The following is an 18,247-nucleotide window of genomic DNA, read 5'->3' on the forward strand; positions in this document are numbered from 1 at the left end:
AATGAGTATTTTAGAAGTTAAAAATCTGAGTCATGGTTTTGGTGACCGTGCAATTTTTGAAGATGTGTCCTTCCGTCTCCTCAAGGGGGAACATATCGGTTTGGTTGGTGCCAATGGTGAAGGAAAATCAACCTTTATGAGCATTGTGACTGGTAAGATGCTGCCAGATGAAGGGAAGGTTGAGTGGTCCAAATATGTGACTGCCGGTTACTTGGATCAGCACTCTGTCCTTGCTGAAGGGCAGTCGGTGCGTGATGTTCTCCGTACGGCTTTTGATGAGCTTTTTAAAGCAGAAGCCCGTATCAATGACCTTTATATGGAAATGGCTGAAGATGGTGCGGATGTTGATGCTCTCATGGAAGAAGTTGGCGAACTCCAAGACCGTCTGGAGAGTCGTGATTTCTATACCTTGGATGCTAAGATTGACGAAGTAGCGCGTGCCCTTGGTGTTATGGACTTTGGCATGGATACAGATGTAACCTCTTTGTCAGGTGGGCAAAGAACCAAGGTGCTTTTGGCAAAACTTCTCCTTGAAAAACCCGATATCTTGCTTTTGGACGAGCCGACCAACTACTTGGATGCTGAGCATATTGATTGGCTCAAGCGTTATCTCCAAAACTATGAGAATGCCTTTGTCCTTATTTCGCATGATATTCCTTTCCTCAATGATGTTATCAATATTGTCTATCATGTGGAAAATCAACAGTTGACGCGTTACTCTGGTGATTACTACCAGTTCCAAGAAGTCTATGCTATGAAGAAATCTCAGCTAGAGGCTGCCTACGAACGTCAGCAAAAAGAAATTGCGGACCTCAAGGACTTCGTGGCTCGAAACAAAGCACGTGTTGCAACACGAAACATGGCCATGTCCCGTCAGAAGAAATTGGATAAGATGGATATTATCGAACTGCAAAGTGAGAAACCAAAGCCATCATTTGATTTCAAACCGGCTCGTACGCCAGGGCGCTTTATCTTCCAAGCCAAGGATTTGCAGATTGGTTATGACCGTCCACTTACAAAGCCCTTAAACCTAATCTTTGAACGCAATCAAAAGGTTGCTATTATCGGGGCAAATGGTATCGGGAAAACAACTCTCTTGAAGTCTCTTTTGGGAATTATCCCGCCAATCGCTGGGGAAGTTGAACGCGGTGACTACCTAGAACTTGGCTACTTTGAGCAGGAAGTAGAAGGTGGCAATCGTCAAACACCACTAGAGGCTGTCTGGAATGCCTTTCCTGCACTTAACCAAGCAGAAGTTCGTGCAGCCCTTGCCCGTTGTGGTCTGACAACCAAGCATATTGAAAGCCAAATTCAGGTCTTGTCAGGTGGGGAACAAGCTAAGGTTCGTTTCTGTCTCTTGATGAATCGTGAAAACAACGTTTTAGTGCTGGACGAGCCGACCAACCATTTGGATGTGGATGCCAAGGATGAAATCAAACGTGCTCTTAAAGAATACAAAGGGTCTATTCTTATGGTCTGCCACGAACCAGACTTCTATGAAGGCTGGATGGACCAAATCTGGGATTTTAATAATCTAACTTAAAAATGAGGATAAAAGAAATACAGTACCGAATGTGGACACTGTATTTTTTGGTTTTTAAGATTTAAAATCGTAGTCTTTCACCACTTCGATGCTATCGATAGTAATAGCAGTCGTTGGTTTATCTTTCTCATCTTTTTCGGCTTTGGCAATTTTATCTACAACATCCATACCGTCAATCACTTGACCAAAGACAGGGTGTTTGCCATCTAGACTAGGGTTTCCCCCTTCTTTGTAGGCTTCGATGATTTTCTTTGGATACTTGCTTGTAGGGAGCTTAGCAGAGGTATCAGTAGAGTTTTGGTTGATAAAGAACTGGCTGCCGTTGGTGTTTGGTTGACCAGTATTAGCCATAGCAAGAGCACCACGGATGTTATAGAGATAAGGAGTAATCTCGTTCTTGAAACCAGTTCCCTTGTCTTTGGTTTTATCCTTGTCATGCCAGATAGACTGACCACCTGTACCGTCTCCTTTTGGATCCCCAGTTTGAACCATGAAGCCATCGATGACACGATGGAAGGTAATACCGTTATAGTATCCTTCTTTAGCATGAGTGAGGAAGTTTTCAACCGCTAGAGGAGCGAGTTTAGGGAAGAGTTTGATACGGATATCTCCTTGACTTGTGTGGAGAATCACTTCAGCCTCGTCTTCAGCAACTTCTTTAGATAGTTGTGGGAAATTGGCGTTTTCGTTTGTTAAAGCATCGTTTAACTCCTTGGCTGATTGGGCAGCTGCTTTGGAACTTTCTTCAGCAGCAAGACTGGAATCAACATAGTCATCACCACGCAGACTGCGTTGGATGCTGCTACATCCAGTTAAGGCTACAGTGGACAGTAAAAGAAGGGTTGCTAGTTTTTTCATTCTGATCCTTTCAAAAATTCATTTCTACCATTGTACCCTAAAAGGAAGTGGATTTCAAATGTTAGTGACAAGGTAGTTTTAGAGGAGCCAACCAAAAAGTCGCTTGCTTAGAGATTTTTCTTTGGATGACGGTCAACAATGTCCTGGTACTGTTCCAGTATGTGCTCTCCTTTTGGAGTTATTTTATAACCGCGAATCGAAAAGAGACCAGCTAATTCCTCTTCTGAAAAATGGTTATGAAGGGCTTGATCCAAATCTGCAATCTTCATTTTAGAAAGGCCTGTAATTCCCTTGCTTTTCAGAATATTCTTTTTCATAGTAGCATTGAGATGATCAAGTGGGTCAAAAGCCGTTTCAATGCCAGCATAACCTTTTTCTACCAGAGTTTTTAGATGTTTAGAGGTATCAATACCATAAGTGTACTCGAAGTATTTAGGAAACCAGGTCTTAAGAAAGCTCGTAAAGCATCACAATTATCAAAACGTTAATCAACACGCTTATATCAACGTTTACAGACATTTAAGAAATTTCTCTTGGATGTCTTTTTTTGTCTAGCTAAATTTTACAAATTGGGCAATTTAGGTTACTCAATAGTATAAAAAAGATAAAAATTTAAAGTTCGAATTTTAATTTTAAAAAAAGTAATTATTATTGAATATCTGTTCAAACATTTTTTCTTTTATAAGGTTAATATAAGTATATATACTTTAAAAAAGGAAGTCAAACATCTTGCTCATAGATTTTTGCATTTTTAAAAAATACATTTTGTCATATAATAATGTGGAAAATTGACGGATTCCTTAAATAATCATATAATATGAATATGTAAACCCTTACATACTATTCTACTTATACTTGATAAAATGCAAGTTCTTGAGGATCTATAAATATATAGACACTCTTCTATTTATAAAGTGAAATAAAGAATCACGGAGAAAGTTTATGGATATTAAAGAGACATTCAACCAGCTAGACAATACAAAATTTAATGATTTCAATAATCGCCTTGAAGGTTTTGAGAAACTTTTTAAAGACAAATATTATTTTACCCATCTCGAAGATTTTAGCTCAATCTTTAGCATTTTGGTAAAGTATGGAAAAAGTACAAGTAAATATATTTTATCGAAAGGAGAGATATATGAGTGAAATAGTTATTAATGCTCAGAATTTATCTAAAAATTTTTATAATTTTGATTCAAGACTCCCATTTATCAAGAGATTTTTGAAACGTAATCAAATAACGATTCGAGCTGTTCAAGATATTAGTTTTACGATTAAGAGAGGGAGTATAGTTGGCTTTATTGGGAGTAATGGAGCTGGTAAATCCACAACGATTAAAATGTTGACTGGGACTCTTTATCCTAGTTCCGGAAAATTAGAAGTGAATGGAGAAATTCCATTTAAAAGAAGTATAAATTTTAGAAAAAAAATTTCAATAGTAGTAGGAAATAAATTACAGTTATTTCAAGATGTTTCGGCTATGGATTATTTTCAATTGATTGGTACTTTATATGAGGTAGAACCGGCGATTTTACAAGAACGAATTCAGGAATTAAGCAATTTGTTGAATGTAAAAGATCAGCTTTACCAGCAGGTCCGGACCCTCTCTCTTGGACAAAAAATGAAAATGGAGTTTATCGCGGCATCTTTAACAAGTCCGGAAATATTATTTTTAGACGAGCCTACTATAGGGTTAGATATACAGTCTAAAAAAGATATCAGAACATTTTTAAAGAAAATGAATGAAGAATGTCATACTACTATTATTTTAACGAGTCATGATATGGATGATATTTCGTCTGTTTGTGACGAATTAATCGTCATTGACAAAGGAAAAATTATTTTGCAGGAGTCAATGGATGTTATTTTATCTAAATTTTCTGATTTTAAATATTTAAAGATAAAAATGACATTAGATTTGGTACCAGAGTTATGCTCTGTTAAAGGAGTAGTAGTCATTTCTCAAACAAAATCGGAATGTATACTAAAAATACCTAGAGATTTTGTCTTTGAGACATTAGAATCAATCAATAAGCTTGTAGATATAGAAGATTTTGAAATATCAAATCTTTCTTTAGAAGAAATTATTTTACAAAACTATTTTACAAAAAAGGAGCACAATTGAAAAAAGAAATGTCTATTATTCTGATATCATTTCGATCTATTTTGAACTATAAATCAAGTGTACTATTGTTAATGTTACAGGCAAGTATACAAATTATGATATCAGTATTTTTATGGACGTATATATATCAGAGTAACCAGATAAATATAGCAGGATATGATTTTACCTCAATGGTTCAATACTATTTGGGGACTATAATTTTTTCATATTTTGTTTTTTATCCAGTTGATTGGGAAATCAATGACGATGTTCATTCAGGAAATTTTTTTAGCATATTAATAAAACCTGTTACTTTTTATAAGTATTATTTTTGTAAAATGCTTGGAGATAGGCTTGCTCATTTATTATTTATCATCATTCCTGTCATTTTATTCTCCAGTGTTTATTACAAGAATGAGTTATTAACCATTGAAATTCTTATTTTAGGAAGTATTGCAATTATTCTATCTATGGTTCTATGGTTTTTAATATCATGTTGTGTAGGTATGCTTTCTTTTTGGTTAGAAAATATATTTTTTGTCCTTACTGTTAAAGAAATAGTAATTCAGTTTTTATCAGGAATATTATTGCCTTTAAGTTTTTTTTCAAATAATTTTCGTCTGTTTTTAGATGTATTACCTTTTAAATACTTAGTATATGAACCGCTTCAGATGTTTAGTAATGATACATATAAATTAATAGACTATTTGAGAATTATTTGTATTCAATTGATTTGGTGCATCATTTTTTATATTATATCAAGATTCATATTGAGAAAAGGAGTGGAGCACTTCTCAAATGTGGGAGGATAAAATGTTTAGAATAAAAGTAATTTTTAGGCTACTTCATTTTGGTTTTAAATCTGATATGAATTTTCATTTTGACTTCTTTTGTGGTCTATTTTCGTCGATACTGTGGATTGGTTTACCTATTGTATTTTTTAGATTGATTTTCTTAAACATAGACTCTTTTAATGGTTGGGACTATTATCAAATTTTATTTTTGGTAGGTTCCTACACTATTGTAGATGGAGTTATGATGGGATTGTTAATTAGAAGTATGGGAATTTTAGAATCAGATATTTTGAGTGGTAACTTGGATCAAATTTTATTGAGGCCGTTTGATACTCAGTTGTTCTATATTTTTAGATCATTTAATTTAGTTCAATTCGTGAATACTTTTTTTGGTCTTGCGATCATTTTTATAAGTTATGGAAATTTAAATGTACATTTAAATTCATTAAAAATATTATTTTATATCCTTTCTTTAATGTGTGGTTGTATTATATATTATTCAATTTGGTTTCTAATAACGATTAGTTCATTTTGGTTCCCAACTAAATTTTCAAAAGTAGATGTATTTTTGAATTATATTGGAATTTCTAAGTATCCATATAATATTTTTACAGGTATTAACAGATTGATCACTATGTTATTTGTTCCCAATTTATTAATTGCCAATCCTGCAGTATTAATATTTTTAGGGAAAGATACATTGAACCTATTTTTCTATCAAATAGTTTTTACAGTTTTTTTGATTATTATCAGTCGTACAATTTTTAGAAAAGGATTGAAAAAATATGAAAGTGCAGGAAGATAAACAATGTTGTTCAGTTATATGTTTGACTAAAGGAAGTGATTCGCTGTACTTTGTTTTGTGGTCATTGAAACATCAGATAATTATAAACTATAATTTAAAGAATAGTATTATTAACTTATAGGTGCTAAGAAAAAATTTAAAGAAATTCCCTCATTCAATCAAACTTATTCATATTTTTTAAAATAAGAAAATAGTTGGATTTTGATGATGGTTGATATAAAGCTAAACTGAAAGTACCTGAAATCCAACTGTGTCAAACCAGGTCATACGATCTGTGAGAAAAAGAACACATAACAAAAAGAGGAGCTTCACAATAAAGTTCCTCTTCTTTTATATATCCGAATCATTATTCTTATTTCAAAAAAGGTAGTGAAAAAGGTAGTGATTCGGTTGATTTATATTGCAATGTAGTGAAATTTAGAATTTCAAGAATCGCTTAAAATCAAGGTTTCTAACATCTATTGACGTGTAGTGAACCCCTATTTCACCTCTGTAAAAACCAAATAAGGTAAACTTTTGATATTCTGGTTCGATTTTATCTTATTTTTAATGAAAGTTTACCTTATTTAAATGAAAGTGATTGAACTTAATTGAAATTTGAATTTTTAGAAACTTATGAAAACGTTGATTTTAAAGCATTTTGAAATTGGATAAAATAAGTGGTGCCCCAACCAGGTCTTAAGAAAGCTCGTAAAGCATCACAATTAGTAAAGGTTAATTCGAAAGAATTACTATATTTTAAAAGAGCACATTTTCAAAGGATTTTTCTTTTGAATTCAATTCCTAATTAATCAATGAACTTAATACTAGGTCTCGAAAAGAATTATGCTTCCTCGTTCTGTCTGAGTTCAAAGAGGTCTTCTACTTTCAGATTAAAAACTTGAGCAATTTTAAGAGCCATTTCCAGCGAAGGGTTGTAACGGTTATTTTCCAAGTGCAGAATTGTCTCGCGTCGCATGCCGATGAGGTCGGCTAACTCCTGCTGGGTCATGCCTGTCGACTCACGAACAGATTTAAGATTAGTAATAATCTTGCTTTCTTTGGCCATGCTTATCCTCTCCGTTCCAAGATAAAGTAGACAACCGCAAAGATGAAAATCAAGGCAGCTATGCTAATAAAGACTTGACCCATGTAAAGAGTGAGAGACCCCATATACCCAATGATAACTGTTAGGCTCATCAGTGCGCCTAGTGTAAAAACTAACATCAAGCTAGCTACCTTTGCTAAATTGGCATAAAAGCGTTCGTCCGGAGTTTCCTTGACATTTTTCAAAGAGAAAAAACCAAATAAAATCACTTCAATAACGAGGCCAATTCCCAAAATCCATTCTTTAATACCAGAACTTTCGCTTGGGGTCGCAACCCAAATTCCTACTGTATAAAAAATGCTTGCTGCAAACACAAGTATCGTGTAAAGCTTAGCAGATAAGTCAAAAATAATCTTTCCCTTACCTTTCTGACTCTTATGTAGCCAGCTACAAATAGCTACAATTTGACCTGACACTGAAATACCAGTAATAACTAACTTGGGTCCCCAACTAAGATTAGAACCAAATAAAACAATAACATCAATAAAGAGAGCTACAGCAATCATTGCAATGAGGCCACGCATTTTTTGACTTTTTTTCATGATAGACTCCTTTTTTGTGTTATAAATATATAACACTTGAAATTTTATGTTACAAATATATCACATTTAAATTTGGAAAGCAAGAATTTATGTGCCAAGGTGGCAATTATTTGAAAAAATTTTTTAATAAAAGCCCTCGCTAGTCAAACAACTAAAGAATTCTTTGAAGCAATGTATCGGATTTGGTTTGGATAGTTTCGTTAATAACATTTGATGATAAAGAATTTTTGGAAAATCTAGATACTGTATGAATCTCTACTTTTTTCTTAGACTGTTATAAAGTCTGTCAGAATAAGCTTTGTAGGTGTAGGAGTTAATTTTTACAGAACTAAATTATTCCCCTATTTAGAATCTATTAATTCATATTTTATCAATTAATTAGTAGATATCATTCTTAAAATCCTTGATATTTCGTTTGGGAACGGGCTTGGGATTTAGGAGCCAAGTATCAAAATCACGTTCAGGTGAGATGAGGGGTTTGAGTTGATGGTCTTTATAAAATGTTTCTAATACTCTTCGAAAATCAAATTCAAACTACGTCAGCTTTGCCTTGCCGTACTCAAGTACAGCCTGCGGCTAGCTTCCTAGTTTGCTCTTTGATTTTCATTGAGTATAAAATAGTATTCACGGATAGCTTCTTTCAAATATTTATTTCCTACTTCTAACAAATTTCTAAATGGTTTAAGAATTTTATAGTCTGTCAAGTTTTTTTCTTGACACCTGTTAGAAATCTGTTATAATAGAACATGTGCTAAATAGCTCAGCTATTTCACTCAAATAAAAAATAAGAAAAGAGACTTTAAAAATGGCAGTTAAAATCCGTTTGACTCGTATGGGTTCTAAGAAAAAACCTTTCTACCGTATCAACGTAGCAGATTCACGTTCACCACGTGACGGACGTTTCATCGAAACAGTTGGAACTTACAACCCACTTGTTGCTGAAAACCAAGTAACTTTGAAAGAAGACCGCGTTCTTGCATGGTTGGCTGATGGAGCTCAACCTTCAGACACAGTACGTAACATCCTTTCAAAAGAAGGTGTATTGAAAAAATTCCACGATTCTAAATTCTCAAAATAAGTTTAAAGTAGGTTGACAGATGGATACGATTGAAAATCTCATTATTGCGATTGTGAAACCCTTGATTTCACAACCAGATGCCTTAACTATCAAGATTGAAGATACACCAGAGTTTTTGGAATATCATTTGAATCTTGATCAAAGTGATGTGGGTCGTGTAATCGGTCGTAAGGGTCGCACTATTTCTGCGATAAGAACGATTGTCTACTCTGTCCCAACTGAAGACAAAAAAGTAAGAATCGTTATTGACGAAAAATAAGAAGGGCGGGACAAATGTCTCGCTTTTTTTGCAAGGAGCAGGATATGAAGGATTTAACGTTTAGACAATTACAAGACTACTTACTGGAACATTACAAGCAGTCTCGGACTGAAGAAGGTCTCTTTATGAAGTTAGTGGAGGAAGTCGGGGAAGTAGCTGAGGTTTTGAATGGTCGTTCTGGTAGAAAAGAGGGCGTTCAGGATTCTAACGAGGAACTAGCAAAAGAATTGGCTGATATCATTCACTACACTGTCGCAATTGCGGCCATCAACGACATAGATCTAACCAAGACCATTTTTGAAAAAGACAAAAAGGCGGCTATCAAATATCAGCATGAACGAGATTTGGAAGGATTTTTGAAGGGGAAGTAGAGCTATTGTCCTCTTACTCCAACTTGAGAAAATCCATAGAACGTGATAAAATAAGGGATAAGGATTTTTAATAATTCATTATATAGAACGAGTGGATTTCTTTATGAAGAGGTTTGAAGTATCTACAGAAATTGGTAGTCTCTCTGTTACTTATCAAAAGCAAAAGAAAATGCTAGTTTGTTTAAGTGGCGCAGGTTTGCTACCAAGTTATGAAAATTTTTCACTTATACTTGAAAAACTTCCTCCTACAATTGGTTATTTGACAATTGATTTTCCGAACACAGGTAGGAGTTCGATTCATGACCAAGCTGGAAAAAATCTAGATAATCTTGCAGACGCAGTTTATAAAGTACTTGAAGAATTAGGGATTTCTGAATATATACTTTGTGCACATAGTTTGAGTGGAATTTTAGCTTGCAAATTAATCAAGAAACCAATTAAGTGTCAGGCTTTAGTAGCAATTGAACCGACAACTAAAAAAGTCATGTTTGCTGATTTTTCAGAAAATCCTTATCCAGAAATGGAAGAGCAGATGAGGCTGATTGACGAGTGTGGTCCTGAATTGTATTTTAAGAATTTAACTCAAGAGACATTTAGCCCTGAAATTAATAAAGAAATCTGGGAAATAATGCAAGAAAAAGGCTCAGAGTTAGAAAATATAGATCCAGGATTTCAGATATCTGGAGAGATTACTAAGGAAGATTTTGAGAATTTGTCGATAGAAGCTTATACCCCTATATTTATTTTTTGTCAGGCTTATAGAGAAAAAGAGTACAGAGAATCAGAATATTGGACTTCCAATACTAAACTCATTTTAGGAGGGAATCACCATTATTTACAATGGTCAGAATCAGAAAAAATTGTGACTATTATTCGAGAATTGTCAGAATAAGATGGAAATAAATAGAGTACAGGAGACAAGATGAACTACTTTAATGTTGGGAAAATCGTCAATACGCAGGGGTTGCAGGGGGAGATGCGAGTCTTGTCTGTAACGGATTTTGCAGAAGAACGCTTTAAAAAAGGTGCTGAACTAGCTTTATTTGATGAAAAAGACCAGTTTGTTCAAACAGTGACCATCGCTAGCCACCGTAAACAGAAGAACTTTGACATTATTAAATTCAAAGATATGTACCATATCAATGCTATTGAAAAATTCAAGGGCTTTAGTTTGAAGGTTGCTGAGGAAGACCTTAATGACCTAGACGATGGTGAATTCTACTATCACGAGATTATTGGTTTGGAAGTCTATGAGGGTGATAACTTGATTGGAACCATCAAAGAAATCCTGCAACCAGGTGCCAACGATGTCTGGGTGGTCAAGCGAAAAGGTAAGCGTGACTTGCTCTTGCCTTATATCCCACCAGTGGTTCTCAATGTTGATATTCCAAATAAACGGGTCGATGTGGAAATCTTAGAAGGATTAGACGATGAAGATTGATATTTTAACCCTCTTTCCAGAGATGTTTTCTCCACTTGAGCACTCAATCGTTGGAAAGGCTCGAGAAAAAGGGCTCTTGGATATACAGTATCATAATTTTCGAGAAAATGCTGAAAAGGCTCGCCATGTCGATGATGAGCCCTACGGAGGCGGTCAGGGGATGTTGCTCCGAGCCCAACCCATTTTCGATGCTTTTGATGCTATTGAAAAGAAAAATCCGCGCGTTATTCTCCTCGATCCAGCTGGAAAGCAGTTTGATCAGGCTTATGCTGAGGATTTGGCTCAAGAGGAAGAGCTGATCTTTATCTGCGGTCACTATGAGGGCTATGATGAGAGGATCAAGACACTGGTGACGGATGAGATTTCTCTAGGAGATTATGTCTTGACTGGTGGGGAATTGGCGGCTATGACCATGATTGATGCTACAGTACGCCTGATTCCTGAAGTGATTGGCAAGGAGTCTAGCCACCAAGATGATAGTTTTTCTTCAGGCCTTCTCGAATATCCTCAGTACACACGCCCCTATGATTATCGAGGAATGGTTGTCCCAGATGTTCTGATGAGCGGGCACCATGAAAAGATTCGTCAATGGCGCCTGTATGAGAGTTTAAAGAAAACTTATGATCGCAGACCGGATTTGCTTGAACATTATCAACTGACAGCAGAAGAAGAAAAAATGCTGGCAGAAATCAAAGAAAACAAAGAATAAAGGAGATACCTATGCAAGTAATCAAACGTGATGGAGAAATTGCTGAATTTAATCCAGATAAGATTTACCAAGCTATCTTAAAGGCAGCTCAGACTGTCTATGTATTGACAGATGATTTGCGTCAAAACCTTGCACAAGTCACTAAGAAAGTGGTTTTGGATTTGGAAGAAGCCAAGGTGGAACGTGCTACCATCAGCATGATTCAGTCTTTGGTTGAACATCGTTTACTGGGAGCAGGTTACATTACCATCGCAGAACACTACATTTCCTATCGTCTACAACGTGACTTGGAAAGAAGTGGTTATGGAGATCATATCGCGGTTCATTTACATTTTGAACAAGTTCGCTAAAAAAAGAGTGGGATGAAGCAACTACATCTCACTCTTTCTTAAATCTATTTTTTTGGGCTGTTTGGACGGTTGAAGGGACAAATCGTAGGCGTTGAATATCGCTTATGCGGATAATACGGGTCACATTTTTGGCAAAATTTTTCACGATAATTTGCTGGCGTTGCTGATCGTATTTGATGATGTCACCTGTAAAGCTTGTCTCAGACAAGATAAGGTGAACAGCAGTTTGTTTCTGGATAGCCTCTTCAATAGTAGCTGTAAGGGAGTTGCTTTCAGTCTGGTCTGGTTGGTCATGTCCATTTAAAAAGTCATGTATTTTATCTAAAACTTGCTGGAATTTATGTCTCATAGTGGCCTCCCTTCTTTTATATCAATATTATATAAAATTTTCGTAAAATCTACAAGATTTTACGAATAATCAAATGAAAGCTAAAAAAGGAGAAGAAAATGGCAGAATTTACATTTGAAATTGAAGAGCACTTGTTGACTCTTTCTGAAAACGAAAAAGGTTGGACCAAGGAAATCAACCGTGTGAGCTTTAATGGTGCCCCTGCAAAGTTTGATATTCGTGCTTGGAGCCCAGACCATACGAAGATGGGCAAAGGAATTACTCTTTCCAAGGAAGAATTTCAAACGATGGTGGATGCCTTTAAAGGCAATTAAGTTTTCAAAATAAAAGAAAAGGATACTGAGTCATGATAACTCGATATCCTTTTTTAGTTAGTAAAGTAAGCCTGATTTTTAAGGCGTTGAAGTAGAGGACGACTAATCAAACTAATAGCTAGAATTTTACCAAGATCTGGAAGGATAAAGGGAATGACCCCCACAACAAGAGCTTTTTCAAATGCCATTCCAGCTAGGAAATGCAAGCTGAGAATCCCTCCAACAAAGACAAGGGCATCACCCAAGAGGTTAGCAAGAAAAATAGTCACAATCCCACTCTTGCTGTTGGTAAGAGAAGAAGTTAGTCCAGAGTATGCAAGATAGAACCAAAGATAACCTGCAGTAGGGCCAACTAAAGCCTGAAATCCTGCTCCACCTCCTGCAAAGACAGGAAGACCGATAGCGCCTAGAAGAAGATAGAGTCCAACAGAAAGTACAGCCTCTCTCGGTCTAAAGACAGTAGCAATTAAGCCGATTGCAAAATTTTGCAGAGTGAAGGGGACAGGTCCAATTGGAAGACTGATTTGTGCCAAAACAGCAATGAGAGCAGCCCCAATAGCAGGGATAGCATAAACGTGAGCTTTTTTCAAAATAGTTAACCTCTTTTCTGATGTATAGTAACTATTATACTCGCAGAAGAATGATTGTCAACCAATTTTTAAAGATAAGGTAACAAAAACTGTAACGGCCGATTTTGCTTACTGGTTAAGCTGGGTAATTGTTTTGTTGATTCGAAAACATCAAAAAAGAAGCAGACACATTTGTATCAGCTTCTTTTGTTTTGATTAACGCATAGTTACAAATTCTTCAGATGCAGTTGGGTGAATCGCTACAGTTGCATCAAAGTCTGCCTTGGTTGCTCCCATTTTGATAGCAACGGCAAATCCTTGGATCATTTCATCAACACCGTAGCCAATTCCATGAAGTCCGACAACTTTTTCTTCTGAACCAGCTGTTATCAATTTGAAACGTGTTTCTTGACGATTGCAAGTGCAAGCAGAGTACATAGACGTAAAGCTTGATTTGTAAACCTTGATTTGCTCTTGACCGTATTCTTTAATAGCTTGCTCTTCTGTCAAGCCAACAGTTCCGATAGCAGGGTGTGAAAAGACAACGGTTGGAATAGTTGAGTAGTCCATTTTAGCAGTTGTTTTGCCGTTAAAGAGACGTTCAGACAAAGTACGACCAGCCTTGATAGCAACTGGAGTCAGTTCTTTTTCGCCCGTTACATCACCTAGAGCGTAGATTCCCTCAACAACAGTATTTTGGTATTCATCCACTTGGATAAAGCCACGTTCGTTCAGAGTAACTCCAGCTTTTTCAAGTTGCAAGCCTTCAACGTTTGGACGGCGACCAGTAGCCCAGATAACTTGGCTAGCTGTGTGACTAGTTCCGTCTTCAAAATGAATGGTAATGCCTTCAGCAGTTTTTTCTAACTTGACAGGGACTTTGTGAGTATGAAGTGGCAAGTTTGTTCTTTCCATTTCCTTTACCAGACCTTCAACGATGTAAGAATCAAAACCACGTAAAGGACGGTCGCGACGAACAAAGAGATCTGTCTTGACACCAAAGGTGTGGAGTACGCCAGCCAATTCAACGGCAATATAACCCGCGCCTAGAATAGCAACTGACTCTGGCAATTCTTCCCAGGCAAATACATCATCAGAAGAGCCACCTAGTTCAGCACCAGGAATATTTGGAATACTTGGATGGGCACCAGTCGCAATCACGATATGTTTAGCACGAATCAGTTCACCATTTACGCTGACAGTATGAGAATCTACAAATTCAGCGTGACCTTCAATCAAGTCTACACCGTTGCGTTTAAAACTGCCATCATAAGAAGAACGAGCGCGATCGATATAGGCTTCACGATTACGACGTAGGGTTGCAAAGTCAAAGTTAAGATCAGTAGTCTTAAAGCCGTAGTCTTCTCCAAATTGATGGAAAGTCTCAGCGATTTGCGCCCCGTACCACATGATTTTTTTAGGAACACAACCGACGTTGACACAGGTTCCACCTAATTTCTTTTCCTCAATAACGGCCGCTTTGGCTCCGTGTTCACCAGCACGGTTCATGGTAGCAATTCCTCCACTACCTCCACCGATAGCAATGATATCATATTCTCTCATTTAAAACTCCTTTATACTCTTTTAAATAGTAGAGTGTCATTTTTTGATAGTCATATTCTATCTTTTTTTTTATCTGATTGCAAAAATCTGCTACGTTCAAAAAAATTAAAGAAAAGGCTTGCAAAAAGGAAAAATAAAGTGTATTATATAACTAGTACAACGGTAATAAAAATGGATTCCGAACAATAATCAAATCCCGAAATGTCATTATTTCGTTCTGAACTGTTATTGTTTATATTTGCTAATTTTTATATAATATTGTTAAGGACTTTAAATCAAAAAGGAGTTTCATTATGAAGAAGAATCGTAAAGCTAAAAAGTGGCAACTGTATGCAGCAATCGGTGCTGCCAGTGTAGTTGTATTAGGTGCTGGGGGGATTTTGCTCTTTAGACAACCATCTCAGACCGCGGTAAAAGATGAGCCTACTCATCTTGTTGTTGCCAAGGAAGGAAGCGTGGCGTCCTCTGTTTTATTGTCAGGGACAGTAACAGCAAAAAATGAACAATATGTTTATTTTGATGCTAGTAAGGGAGATTTAGATGAAATCCTTGTTTCTGTGGGTGATAAGGTCAGCGAAGGGCAGGCTTTAGTCAAGTACAGTAGTTCAGAAGCTCAGGCGGCCTATGATTCAGCTAGCCGAGCAGTAGCTAAGGCAGATCGTCATATCAATGAACTCAATCAAGCACGAAATGAAGCTGCTTCAGCTCCGGCTCCACAGTTGCCAACGCCAGCAGGAGGCGAAGGAGCTGCAGGGCAAACTCCAGCTCCAGTCTCAGGAAATGCAGTGTCATCTATTGATGCGCAACTAGGTGATGCTCGTGATGCTCGTGCAGATGCAGCAGCACAATTAAGTAAGGCTCAAAGTCAGTTGGATGCCATGACGGTTCTCAGTACCTTAGAGGGAACTGTGGTCGAAGTCAACCACAATGTTTCTAAATCTCCAACTGGAGCTAGCCAGGTGGTAGTTCATGTCGTAAGTAATGAAAATTTGCAAGTTAAGGGGGAACTATCTGAATATAACCTTGCCAACCTCTCTGTAGGACAAGAAGTAACCTTTACCTCTAAAGTTTACCAAGATAAGAGCTGGACAGGTAAGATTAGCTACATTTCTGATTATCCTAAAACTAGTGGTGAAGCAGCAAGTGCAGCTACTGCCGCAGCAGGTGGTAATTCTGGTTCTAAATATCCATATACTATTGATGTTACAAGTGAAATCGGTGATTTGAAACAAGGATTCTCAGTAAGTGTTGAGGTCAAGAATAAGAGTAAAGCTATTCTGGTTCCTTTAACAAGTGTTGTGACTGAAAATGATAAGAACTATGTCTGGGTACTTGACGAGCAGAAAAAGGCCAAGAAAGTGGAAGTTGGTTTGGGAAATGCTGATGCAGACAACCAAGAAATCACTTCAGGTCTGACAAATGGAGTCAAGGTCATCAGTAACCCAACGTCTTCTCTAGAGGAAGGAAAAGAGGTGAAGGCTGATGAAGAAACTAATTAGTCTAAAAAATATCTGCAGAAGCTACCGTAATGGTGACCAAGAACTGCAGGTTCTCAAAAATATCAACCTAGAAGTGAATGAGGGTGAATTTGTTGCCATCATGGGACCATCTGGTTCGGGTAAGTCTACTCTCATGAATACGATTGGTATGTTGGATACACCAACCAGTGGAGAATATTATCTTGAAGGCCAAGAAGTAGCTGGACTTGGTGAAAAACAACTAGCCAAGGTCCGCAATCAACAAATCGGTTTTGTCTTTCAGCAGTTTTTTCTTCTATCTAAACTTAATGCTCTGCAAAATGTAGAATTGCCCTTGATTTACGCGGGAGTTTCGGCTTCAAAACGTCGCAAGTTAGCTGAGGAATATCTAGATAAGGTTGAATTGACTGAGCGTAGTCACCATTTACCTTCGGAATTATCTGGTGGTCAAAAGCAACGTGTGGCTATTGCGCGTGCCTTGGTAAACAATCCTTCTATTATCCTAGCGGACGAACCGACAGGAGCCTTGGATACCAAAACAGGTAATCAAATCATGCAACTATTGGTTGAACTAAATAAAGAAGGAAAAACCATTATCATGGTAACGCATGAGCCTGAGATCGCTGCTTATGCCAAACGCCAGATTGTCATTCGAGATGGAGTTATTTCATCTGATAGTGCTCAGTTAGAAAAGGAGGAAAACTAAGATGCAGAATCTGAAATTTGCCTTTTCATCTATCATGGCACATAAAATGCGCTCTTTTCTCACTATGATTGGGATTATCATTGGTGTTTCATCAGTTGTTGTGATTATGGCTCTGGGAGATTCTATGTCTCGTCAGGTCAATAAAAATATGACCAAGTCACAGAAGAATATCCATGTTTTTTTCTCACCTATTAAAAGTAAAGATGGCTCTTTTACCCAAAAACAATCAGCATTGACAGTTTCTGGGAAAGAAGAGGAAGTTCCTGTGGAACCACCAAAACCACAAGAAGCTTGGGTCAAGGAGGCTGCTAAAGTTAAAGGTGTAGATAGTTACTATGTAACCAACTCGACCAATACCACCTTGTCTTATAAAGACAAAAAAGTGGATCGTGCTAGCTTGACAGGTGGAAATATTACTTACATGAAGGCGGTTGAAAATGAAATTGTTGCAGGCCGCAGTTTCATAGCTCAGGATTATAAAGATGTGGCCAGTGTCATTTTGCTAGACCAAGAACTTGCTAATAGCCTGTTTGGATCTGCTCAAGAAGCTGTTAACCAGGTTATAGATGTCGGTGGCTTTAGCTATCGTGTCATTGGTGTCTATACCAGCGATGAGGCCAAGACTGCCAAGACTTTTGGTATTGGTGGACTTCCAATTACGACTAATATTTCTCTTGCCAATAACTTCAATATGGATGAAATTTCTGATATTGTCTTCCGTGTCAATGATACAAGTTTGACACCAACAGTGGGACCAGAATTAGCTAGAAAATTGACCGAGATTGCTGGTCTTCAGCAAGGGGAGTATCAGGTGGCAGATGCGACTGCAGCCTTCCAAGAAGTACAACAACTGTTCGGCTTTATAACTACGATTATTAGTGCCATTGCAGGAATTTCACTTTTTGTTGGAGGGACTGGTGTTATGAACATCATGCTGGTTTCTGTGACAGAGCGTACCCGTGAGATTGGTTTACGGAAAGCACTAGGAGCAACTCGGGGTAATATCCTAGTTCAGTTCTTGATTGAATCCATGATTTTAACCTTATTAGGTGGTTTCATTGGTCTTGTACTTGCTGCAGGAATGACCATGCTTGCAGGGGTTCTTCTTCAAAACTTGATTGCAGGAATTGAAGTTGGAGTATCCATCCCAATAGCTCTCTTTAGTTTAGCGGTCTCAGCAGGTATCGGTATGATATTCGGTGTTCTACCAGCCAACAAAGCCTCTAAGCTCGATCCAATCGAAGCTCTTCGCTATGAATAATTTAAAAGATAAAAAACGAGATAGACATTTGTCTGTCTTGTTTTTGTATGGATTTCTCTATCGAAA

At 37.1% G+C, this 18,247-nt stretch carries 23 protein-coding genes; 16 read left to right on the forward strand and 7 right to left on the reverse strand.

The genetic code is table 11. The features are described 5' to 3' along the window. Position 1 precedes the first annotated feature (1 nt). Positions 2 to 1,543, forward strand: coding sequence for an ABC-F family ATP-binding cassette domain-containing protein (locus D7D54_RS01720; protein ID WP_120718679.1), 1,542 nt, complete (start codon positions 2 to 4; stop codon positions 1,541 to 1,543). A gap of 54 nt (positions 1,544 to 1,597) precedes the next feature. On the opposite strand, the gene D7D54_RS01725 is transcribed toward D7D54_RS01720, so the two are convergent. Both D7D54_RS01725 and D7D54_RS09410 read right to left on the reverse strand, forming a co-directional pair. Then, positions 1,598 to 2,401 carry a peptidylprolyl isomerase gene (locus D7D54_RS01725; RefSeq protein WP_120718680.1) on the reverse strand — a complete coding sequence of 268 codons (804 nt, stop codon included), beginning with the start codon at positions 2,399 to 2,401 and terminating at the stop codon, positions 1,598 to 1,600. A 107-nt stretch (positions 2,402 to 2,508) separates the two neighbouring features. Beyond that, positions 2,509 to 2,718 carry a hypothetical protein gene (locus D7D54_RS09410; protein ID WP_120718681.1) on the reverse strand — a complete coding sequence of 70 codons (210 nt, stop codon included), beginning with the start codon at positions 2,716 to 2,718 and terminating at the stop codon, positions 2,509 to 2,511. 625 nt (positions 2,719 to 3,343) lie between these two features. On the opposite strand from D7D54_RS09410, the gene D7D54_RS01735 reads away from it, so the two are divergent. From D7D54_RS01735 to D7D54_RS01750, 4 genes are read left to right on the forward strand one after another with little or no spacing between them, the layout of a single operon-like run. Continuing rightward, positions 3,344 to 3,547: a gamma-polyglutamic acid synthetase gene (locus tag D7D54_RS01735; protein WP_120718682.1), complete on the forward strand. Its 204-nt coding sequence runs from the start codon at positions 3,344 to 3,346 to the stop codon at positions 3,545 to 3,547. Next, positions 3,540 to 4,526, forward strand: a complete 987-nt coding sequence (locus D7D54_RS01740; RefSeq protein WP_003010129.1) for an ABC transporter ATP-binding protein — start codon at positions 3,540 to 3,542, stop codon at positions 4,524 to 4,526. Before D7D54_RS01735 ends, D7D54_RS01740 begins: the two co-directional genes overlap by 8 nt. Next, positions 4,523 to 5,317 (forward strand): ABC transporter permease, encoded by a 795-nt coding sequence (locus D7D54_RS01745; protein WP_003013825.1) that lies wholly within the window; start codon positions 4,523 to 4,525, stop codon positions 5,315 to 5,317. Before D7D54_RS01740 ends, D7D54_RS01745 begins: the two co-directional genes overlap by 4 nt. Position 5,318: 1 nt before the next feature. Beyond that, on the forward strand, positions 5,319 to 6,104 hold the full coding sequence (locus D7D54_RS01750) for an ABC transporter permease (protein WP_003013947.1): 786 nt from the start codon (positions 5,319 to 5,321) through the stop codon (positions 6,102 to 6,104). 823 nt (positions 6,105 to 6,927) lie between these two features. On the opposite strand, the gene D7D54_RS01755 is transcribed toward D7D54_RS01750, so the two are convergent. Then, on the reverse strand, positions 6,928 to 7,152 hold the full coding sequence (locus tag D7D54_RS01755) for a helix-turn-helix transcriptional regulator (RefSeq protein WP_001041098.1): 225 nt from the start codon (positions 7,150 to 7,152) through the stop codon (positions 6,928 to 6,930). A gap of 2 nt (positions 7,153 to 7,154) precedes the next feature. Further along, positions 7,155 to 7,733, reverse strand: coding sequence for a hypothetical protein (locus tag D7D54_RS01760; RefSeq protein WP_120718683.1), 579 nt, complete (start codon positions 7,731 to 7,733; stop codon positions 7,155 to 7,157). 805 nt (positions 7,734 to 8,538) lie between these two features. Here D7D54_RS01760 and rpsP point away from each other — a divergent pair. From rpsP to D7D54_RS01800, 7 genes are all read left to right on the forward strand, one after another. After that, positions 8,539 to 8,811, forward strand: coding sequence for a 30S ribosomal protein S16 (gene rpsP / locus D7D54_RS01770; protein WP_000268760.1), 273 nt, complete (start codon positions 8,539 to 8,541; stop codon positions 8,809 to 8,811). A 19-nt stretch (positions 8,812 to 8,830) separates the two neighbouring features. Then, positions 8,831 to 9,070 (forward strand): RNA-binding protein KphA, encoded by a 240-nt coding sequence (gene kphA, locus D7D54_RS01775; RefSeq protein ID WP_000379620.1) that lies wholly within the window; start codon positions 8,831 to 8,833, stop codon positions 9,068 to 9,070. A gap of 44 nt (positions 9,071 to 9,114) precedes the next feature. Further along, positions 9,115 to 9,441: a MazG nucleotide pyrophosphohydrolase domain-containing protein gene (locus D7D54_RS01780; RefSeq protein WP_120718684.1), complete on the forward strand. Its 327-nt coding sequence runs from the start codon at positions 9,115 to 9,117 to the stop codon at positions 9,439 to 9,441. A 103-nt stretch (positions 9,442 to 9,544) separates the two neighbouring features. Continuing rightward, positions 9,545 to 10,333 (forward strand): alpha/beta fold hydrolase, encoded by a 789-nt coding sequence (locus D7D54_RS01785; RefSeq protein WP_120718685.1) that lies wholly within the window; start codon positions 9,545 to 9,547, stop codon positions 10,331 to 10,333. 30 nt (positions 10,334 to 10,363) lie between these two features. Continuing rightward, positions 10,364 to 10,882, forward strand: a complete 519-nt coding sequence (gene rimM / locus D7D54_RS01790) for a ribosome maturation factor RimM (protein ID WP_120718686.1) — start codon at positions 10,364 to 10,366, stop codon at positions 10,880 to 10,882. After that, the gene (gene trmD, locus D7D54_RS01795) at positions 10,872 to 11,591 is read left to right on the forward strand and encodes a tRNA (guanosine(37)-N1)-methyltransferase TrmD (RefSeq protein ID WP_120718687.1); all 720 of its coding nucleotides are present in this window, start codon (positions 10,872 to 10,874) and stop codon (positions 11,589 to 11,591) included. The genes rimM and trmD overlap by 11 nt, the downstream gene beginning before the upstream one ends. An 11-nt stretch (positions 11,592 to 11,602) precedes the next feature. Then, positions 11,603 to 11,941 (forward strand): ATP cone domain-containing protein, encoded by a 339-nt coding sequence (locus D7D54_RS01800; protein WP_001196039.1) that lies wholly within the window; start codon positions 11,603 to 11,605, stop codon positions 11,939 to 11,941. Between the two features lie 28 nt (positions 11,942 to 11,969). Here the strand turns inward: D7D54_RS01800 and D7D54_RS01805 are convergent, their stop codons facing one another. Continuing rightward, a complete protein-coding gene (locus tag D7D54_RS01805; protein WP_001216096.1) occupies positions 11,970 to 12,290 on the reverse strand; it encodes a hypothetical protein in 321 nt (106 codons plus the stop codon). 98 nt (positions 12,291 to 12,388) lie between these two features. Between D7D54_RS01805 and D7D54_RS01810 the strand changes: the two genes are divergently transcribed. Then, positions 12,389 to 12,604 carry a YdbC family protein gene (locus D7D54_RS01810; RefSeq protein WP_120718688.1) on the forward strand — a complete coding sequence of 72 codons (216 nt, stop codon included), beginning with the start codon at positions 12,389 to 12,391 and terminating at the stop codon, positions 12,602 to 12,604. 53 nt (positions 12,605 to 12,657) lie between these two features. Here D7D54_RS01810 and D7D54_RS01815 read toward each other — a convergent pair whose 3' ends face one another. Next, positions 12,658 to 13,194, reverse strand: coding sequence for a biotin transporter BioY (locus D7D54_RS01815; protein ID WP_120718689.1), 537 nt, complete (start codon positions 13,192 to 13,194; stop codon positions 12,658 to 12,660). Positions 13,195 to 13,389: 195 nt separating this feature from the next. Then, positions 13,390 to 14,736 carry a glutathione-disulfide reductase gene (gene gor, locus D7D54_RS01820; RefSeq protein ID WP_120718690.1) on the reverse strand — a complete coding sequence of 449 codons (1,347 nt, stop codon included), beginning with the start codon at positions 14,734 to 14,736 and terminating at the stop codon, positions 13,390 to 13,392. 290 nt (positions 14,737 to 15,026) lie between these two features. Here gor and D7D54_RS01825 point away from each other — a divergent pair, with 290 nt between their 5' ends. Genes D7D54_RS01825 through D7D54_RS01835 form a run of 3 tightly spaced genes read left to right on the forward strand, consistent with a single transcriptional unit; the run spans position 15,027 to position 18,181 of the window. Continuing rightward, on the forward strand, positions 15,027 to 16,235 hold the full coding sequence (locus tag D7D54_RS01825) for an efflux RND transporter periplasmic adaptor subunit (RefSeq protein ID WP_031237512.1): 1,209 nt from the start codon (positions 15,027 to 15,029) through the stop codon (positions 16,233 to 16,235). Then, positions 16,219 to 16,920 carry an ABC transporter ATP-binding protein gene (locus tag D7D54_RS01830; protein WP_020901477.1) on the forward strand — a complete coding sequence of 234 codons (702 nt, stop codon included), beginning with the start codon at positions 16,219 to 16,221 and terminating at the stop codon, positions 16,918 to 16,920. Before D7D54_RS01825 ends, D7D54_RS01830 begins: the two co-directional genes overlap by 17 nt. A 1-nt stretch (position 16,921) precedes the next feature. After that, positions 16,922 to 18,181 carry an ABC transporter permease gene (locus D7D54_RS01835; protein ID WP_120718691.1) on the forward strand — a complete coding sequence of 420 codons (1,260 nt, stop codon included), beginning with the start codon at positions 16,922 to 16,924 and terminating at the stop codon, positions 18,179 to 18,181. Positions 18,182 to 18,247 lie beyond the last annotated feature (66 nt).

The sequence above is a fragment of the Streptococcus chosunensis genome (genome assembly GCF_003626515.1).
Classification (GTDB): Bacteria; Bacillota; Bacilli; order Lactobacillales; family Streptococcaceae; genus Streptococcus; species Streptococcus chosunensis.

What these genes read in the sequence shown, in the direction of transcription:
- D7D54_RS01830 (WP_020901477.1), top strand. Translation starts at nt 16,219, where the DNA reads ATGAAGAAACTAATTAGTCTAAAAAATATCTGCAGAAGCTACCGTAAT.
- D7D54_RS01800 (WP_001196039.1), top strand. Translation starts at nt 11,603, where the DNA reads ATGCAAGTAATCAAACGTGATGGAGAAATTGCTGAATTTAATCCAGAT.
- D7D54_RS01780 (WP_120718684.1), top strand. Translation starts at nt 9,115, where the DNA reads ATGAAGGATTTAACGTTTAGACAATTACAAGACTACTTACTGGAACAT.
- rimM (WP_120718686.1), top strand. Translation starts at nt 10,364, where the DNA reads ATGAACTACTTTAATGTTGGGAAAATCGTCAATACGCAGGGGTTGCAG.
- D7D54_RS01720 (WP_120718679.1), top strand. Translation starts at nt 2, where the DNA reads ATGAGTATTTTAGAAGTTAAAAATCTGAGTCATGGTTTTGGTGACCGT.
- D7D54_RS01755 (WP_001041098.1), bottom strand. Translation starts at nt 7,152, where the DNA reads ATGGCCAAAGAAAGCAAGATTATTACTAATCTTAAATCTGTTCGTGAG.
- D7D54_RS09410 (WP_120718681.1), bottom strand. Translation starts at nt 2,718, where the DNA reads ATGAAAAAGAATATTCTGAAAAGCAAGGGAATTACAGGCCTTTCTAAA.
- D7D54_RS01725 (WP_120718680.1), bottom strand. Translation starts at nt 2,401, where the DNA reads ATGAAAAAACTAGCAACCCTTCTTTTACTGTCCACTGTAGCCTTAACT.
- D7D54_RS01810 (WP_120718688.1), top strand. Translation starts at nt 12,389, where the DNA reads ATGGCAGAATTTACATTTGAAATTGAAGAGCACTTGTTGACTCTTTCT.
- D7D54_RS01750 (WP_003013947.1), top strand. Translation starts at nt 5,319, where the DNA reads ATGTTTAGAATAAAAGTAATTTTTAGGCTACTTCATTTTGGTTTTAAA.
- D7D54_RS01735 (WP_120718682.1), top strand. Translation starts at nt 3,344, where the DNA reads ATGGATATTAAAGAGACATTCAACCAGCTAGACAATACAAAATTTAAT.
- D7D54_RS01740 (WP_003010129.1), top strand. Translation starts at nt 3,540, where the DNA reads ATGAGTGAAATAGTTATTAATGCTCAGAATTTATCTAAAAATTTTTAT.
- D7D54_RS01760 (WP_120718683.1), bottom strand. Translation starts at nt 7,733, where the DNA reads ATGAAAAAAAGTCAAAAAATGCGTGGCCTCATTGCAATGATTGCTGTA.
- gor (WP_120718690.1), bottom strand. Translation starts at nt 14,736, where the DNA reads ATGAGAGAATATGATATCATTGCTATCGGTGGAGGTAGTGGAGGAATT.
- D7D54_RS01835 (WP_120718691.1), top strand. Translation starts at nt 16,922, where the DNA reads ATGCAGAATCTGAAATTTGCCTTTTCATCTATCATGGCACATAAAATG.
- trmD (WP_120718687.1), top strand. Translation starts at nt 10,872, where the DNA reads ATGAAGATTGATATTTTAACCCTCTTTCCAGAGATGTTTTCTCCACTT.
- rpsP (WP_000268760.1), top strand. Translation starts at nt 8,539, where the DNA reads ATGGCAGTTAAAATCCGTTTGACTCGTATGGGTTCTAAGAAAAAACCT.
- kphA (WP_000379620.1), top strand. Translation starts at nt 8,831, where the DNA reads ATGGATACGATTGAAAATCTCATTATTGCGATTGTGAAACCCTTGATT.
- D7D54_RS01785 (WP_120718685.1), top strand. Translation starts at nt 9,545, where the DNA reads ATGAAGAGGTTTGAAGTATCTACAGAAATTGGTAGTCTCTCTGTTACT.
- D7D54_RS01805 (WP_001216096.1), bottom strand. Translation starts at nt 12,290, where the DNA reads ATGAGACATAAATTCCAGCAAGTTTTAGATAAAATACATGACTTTTTA.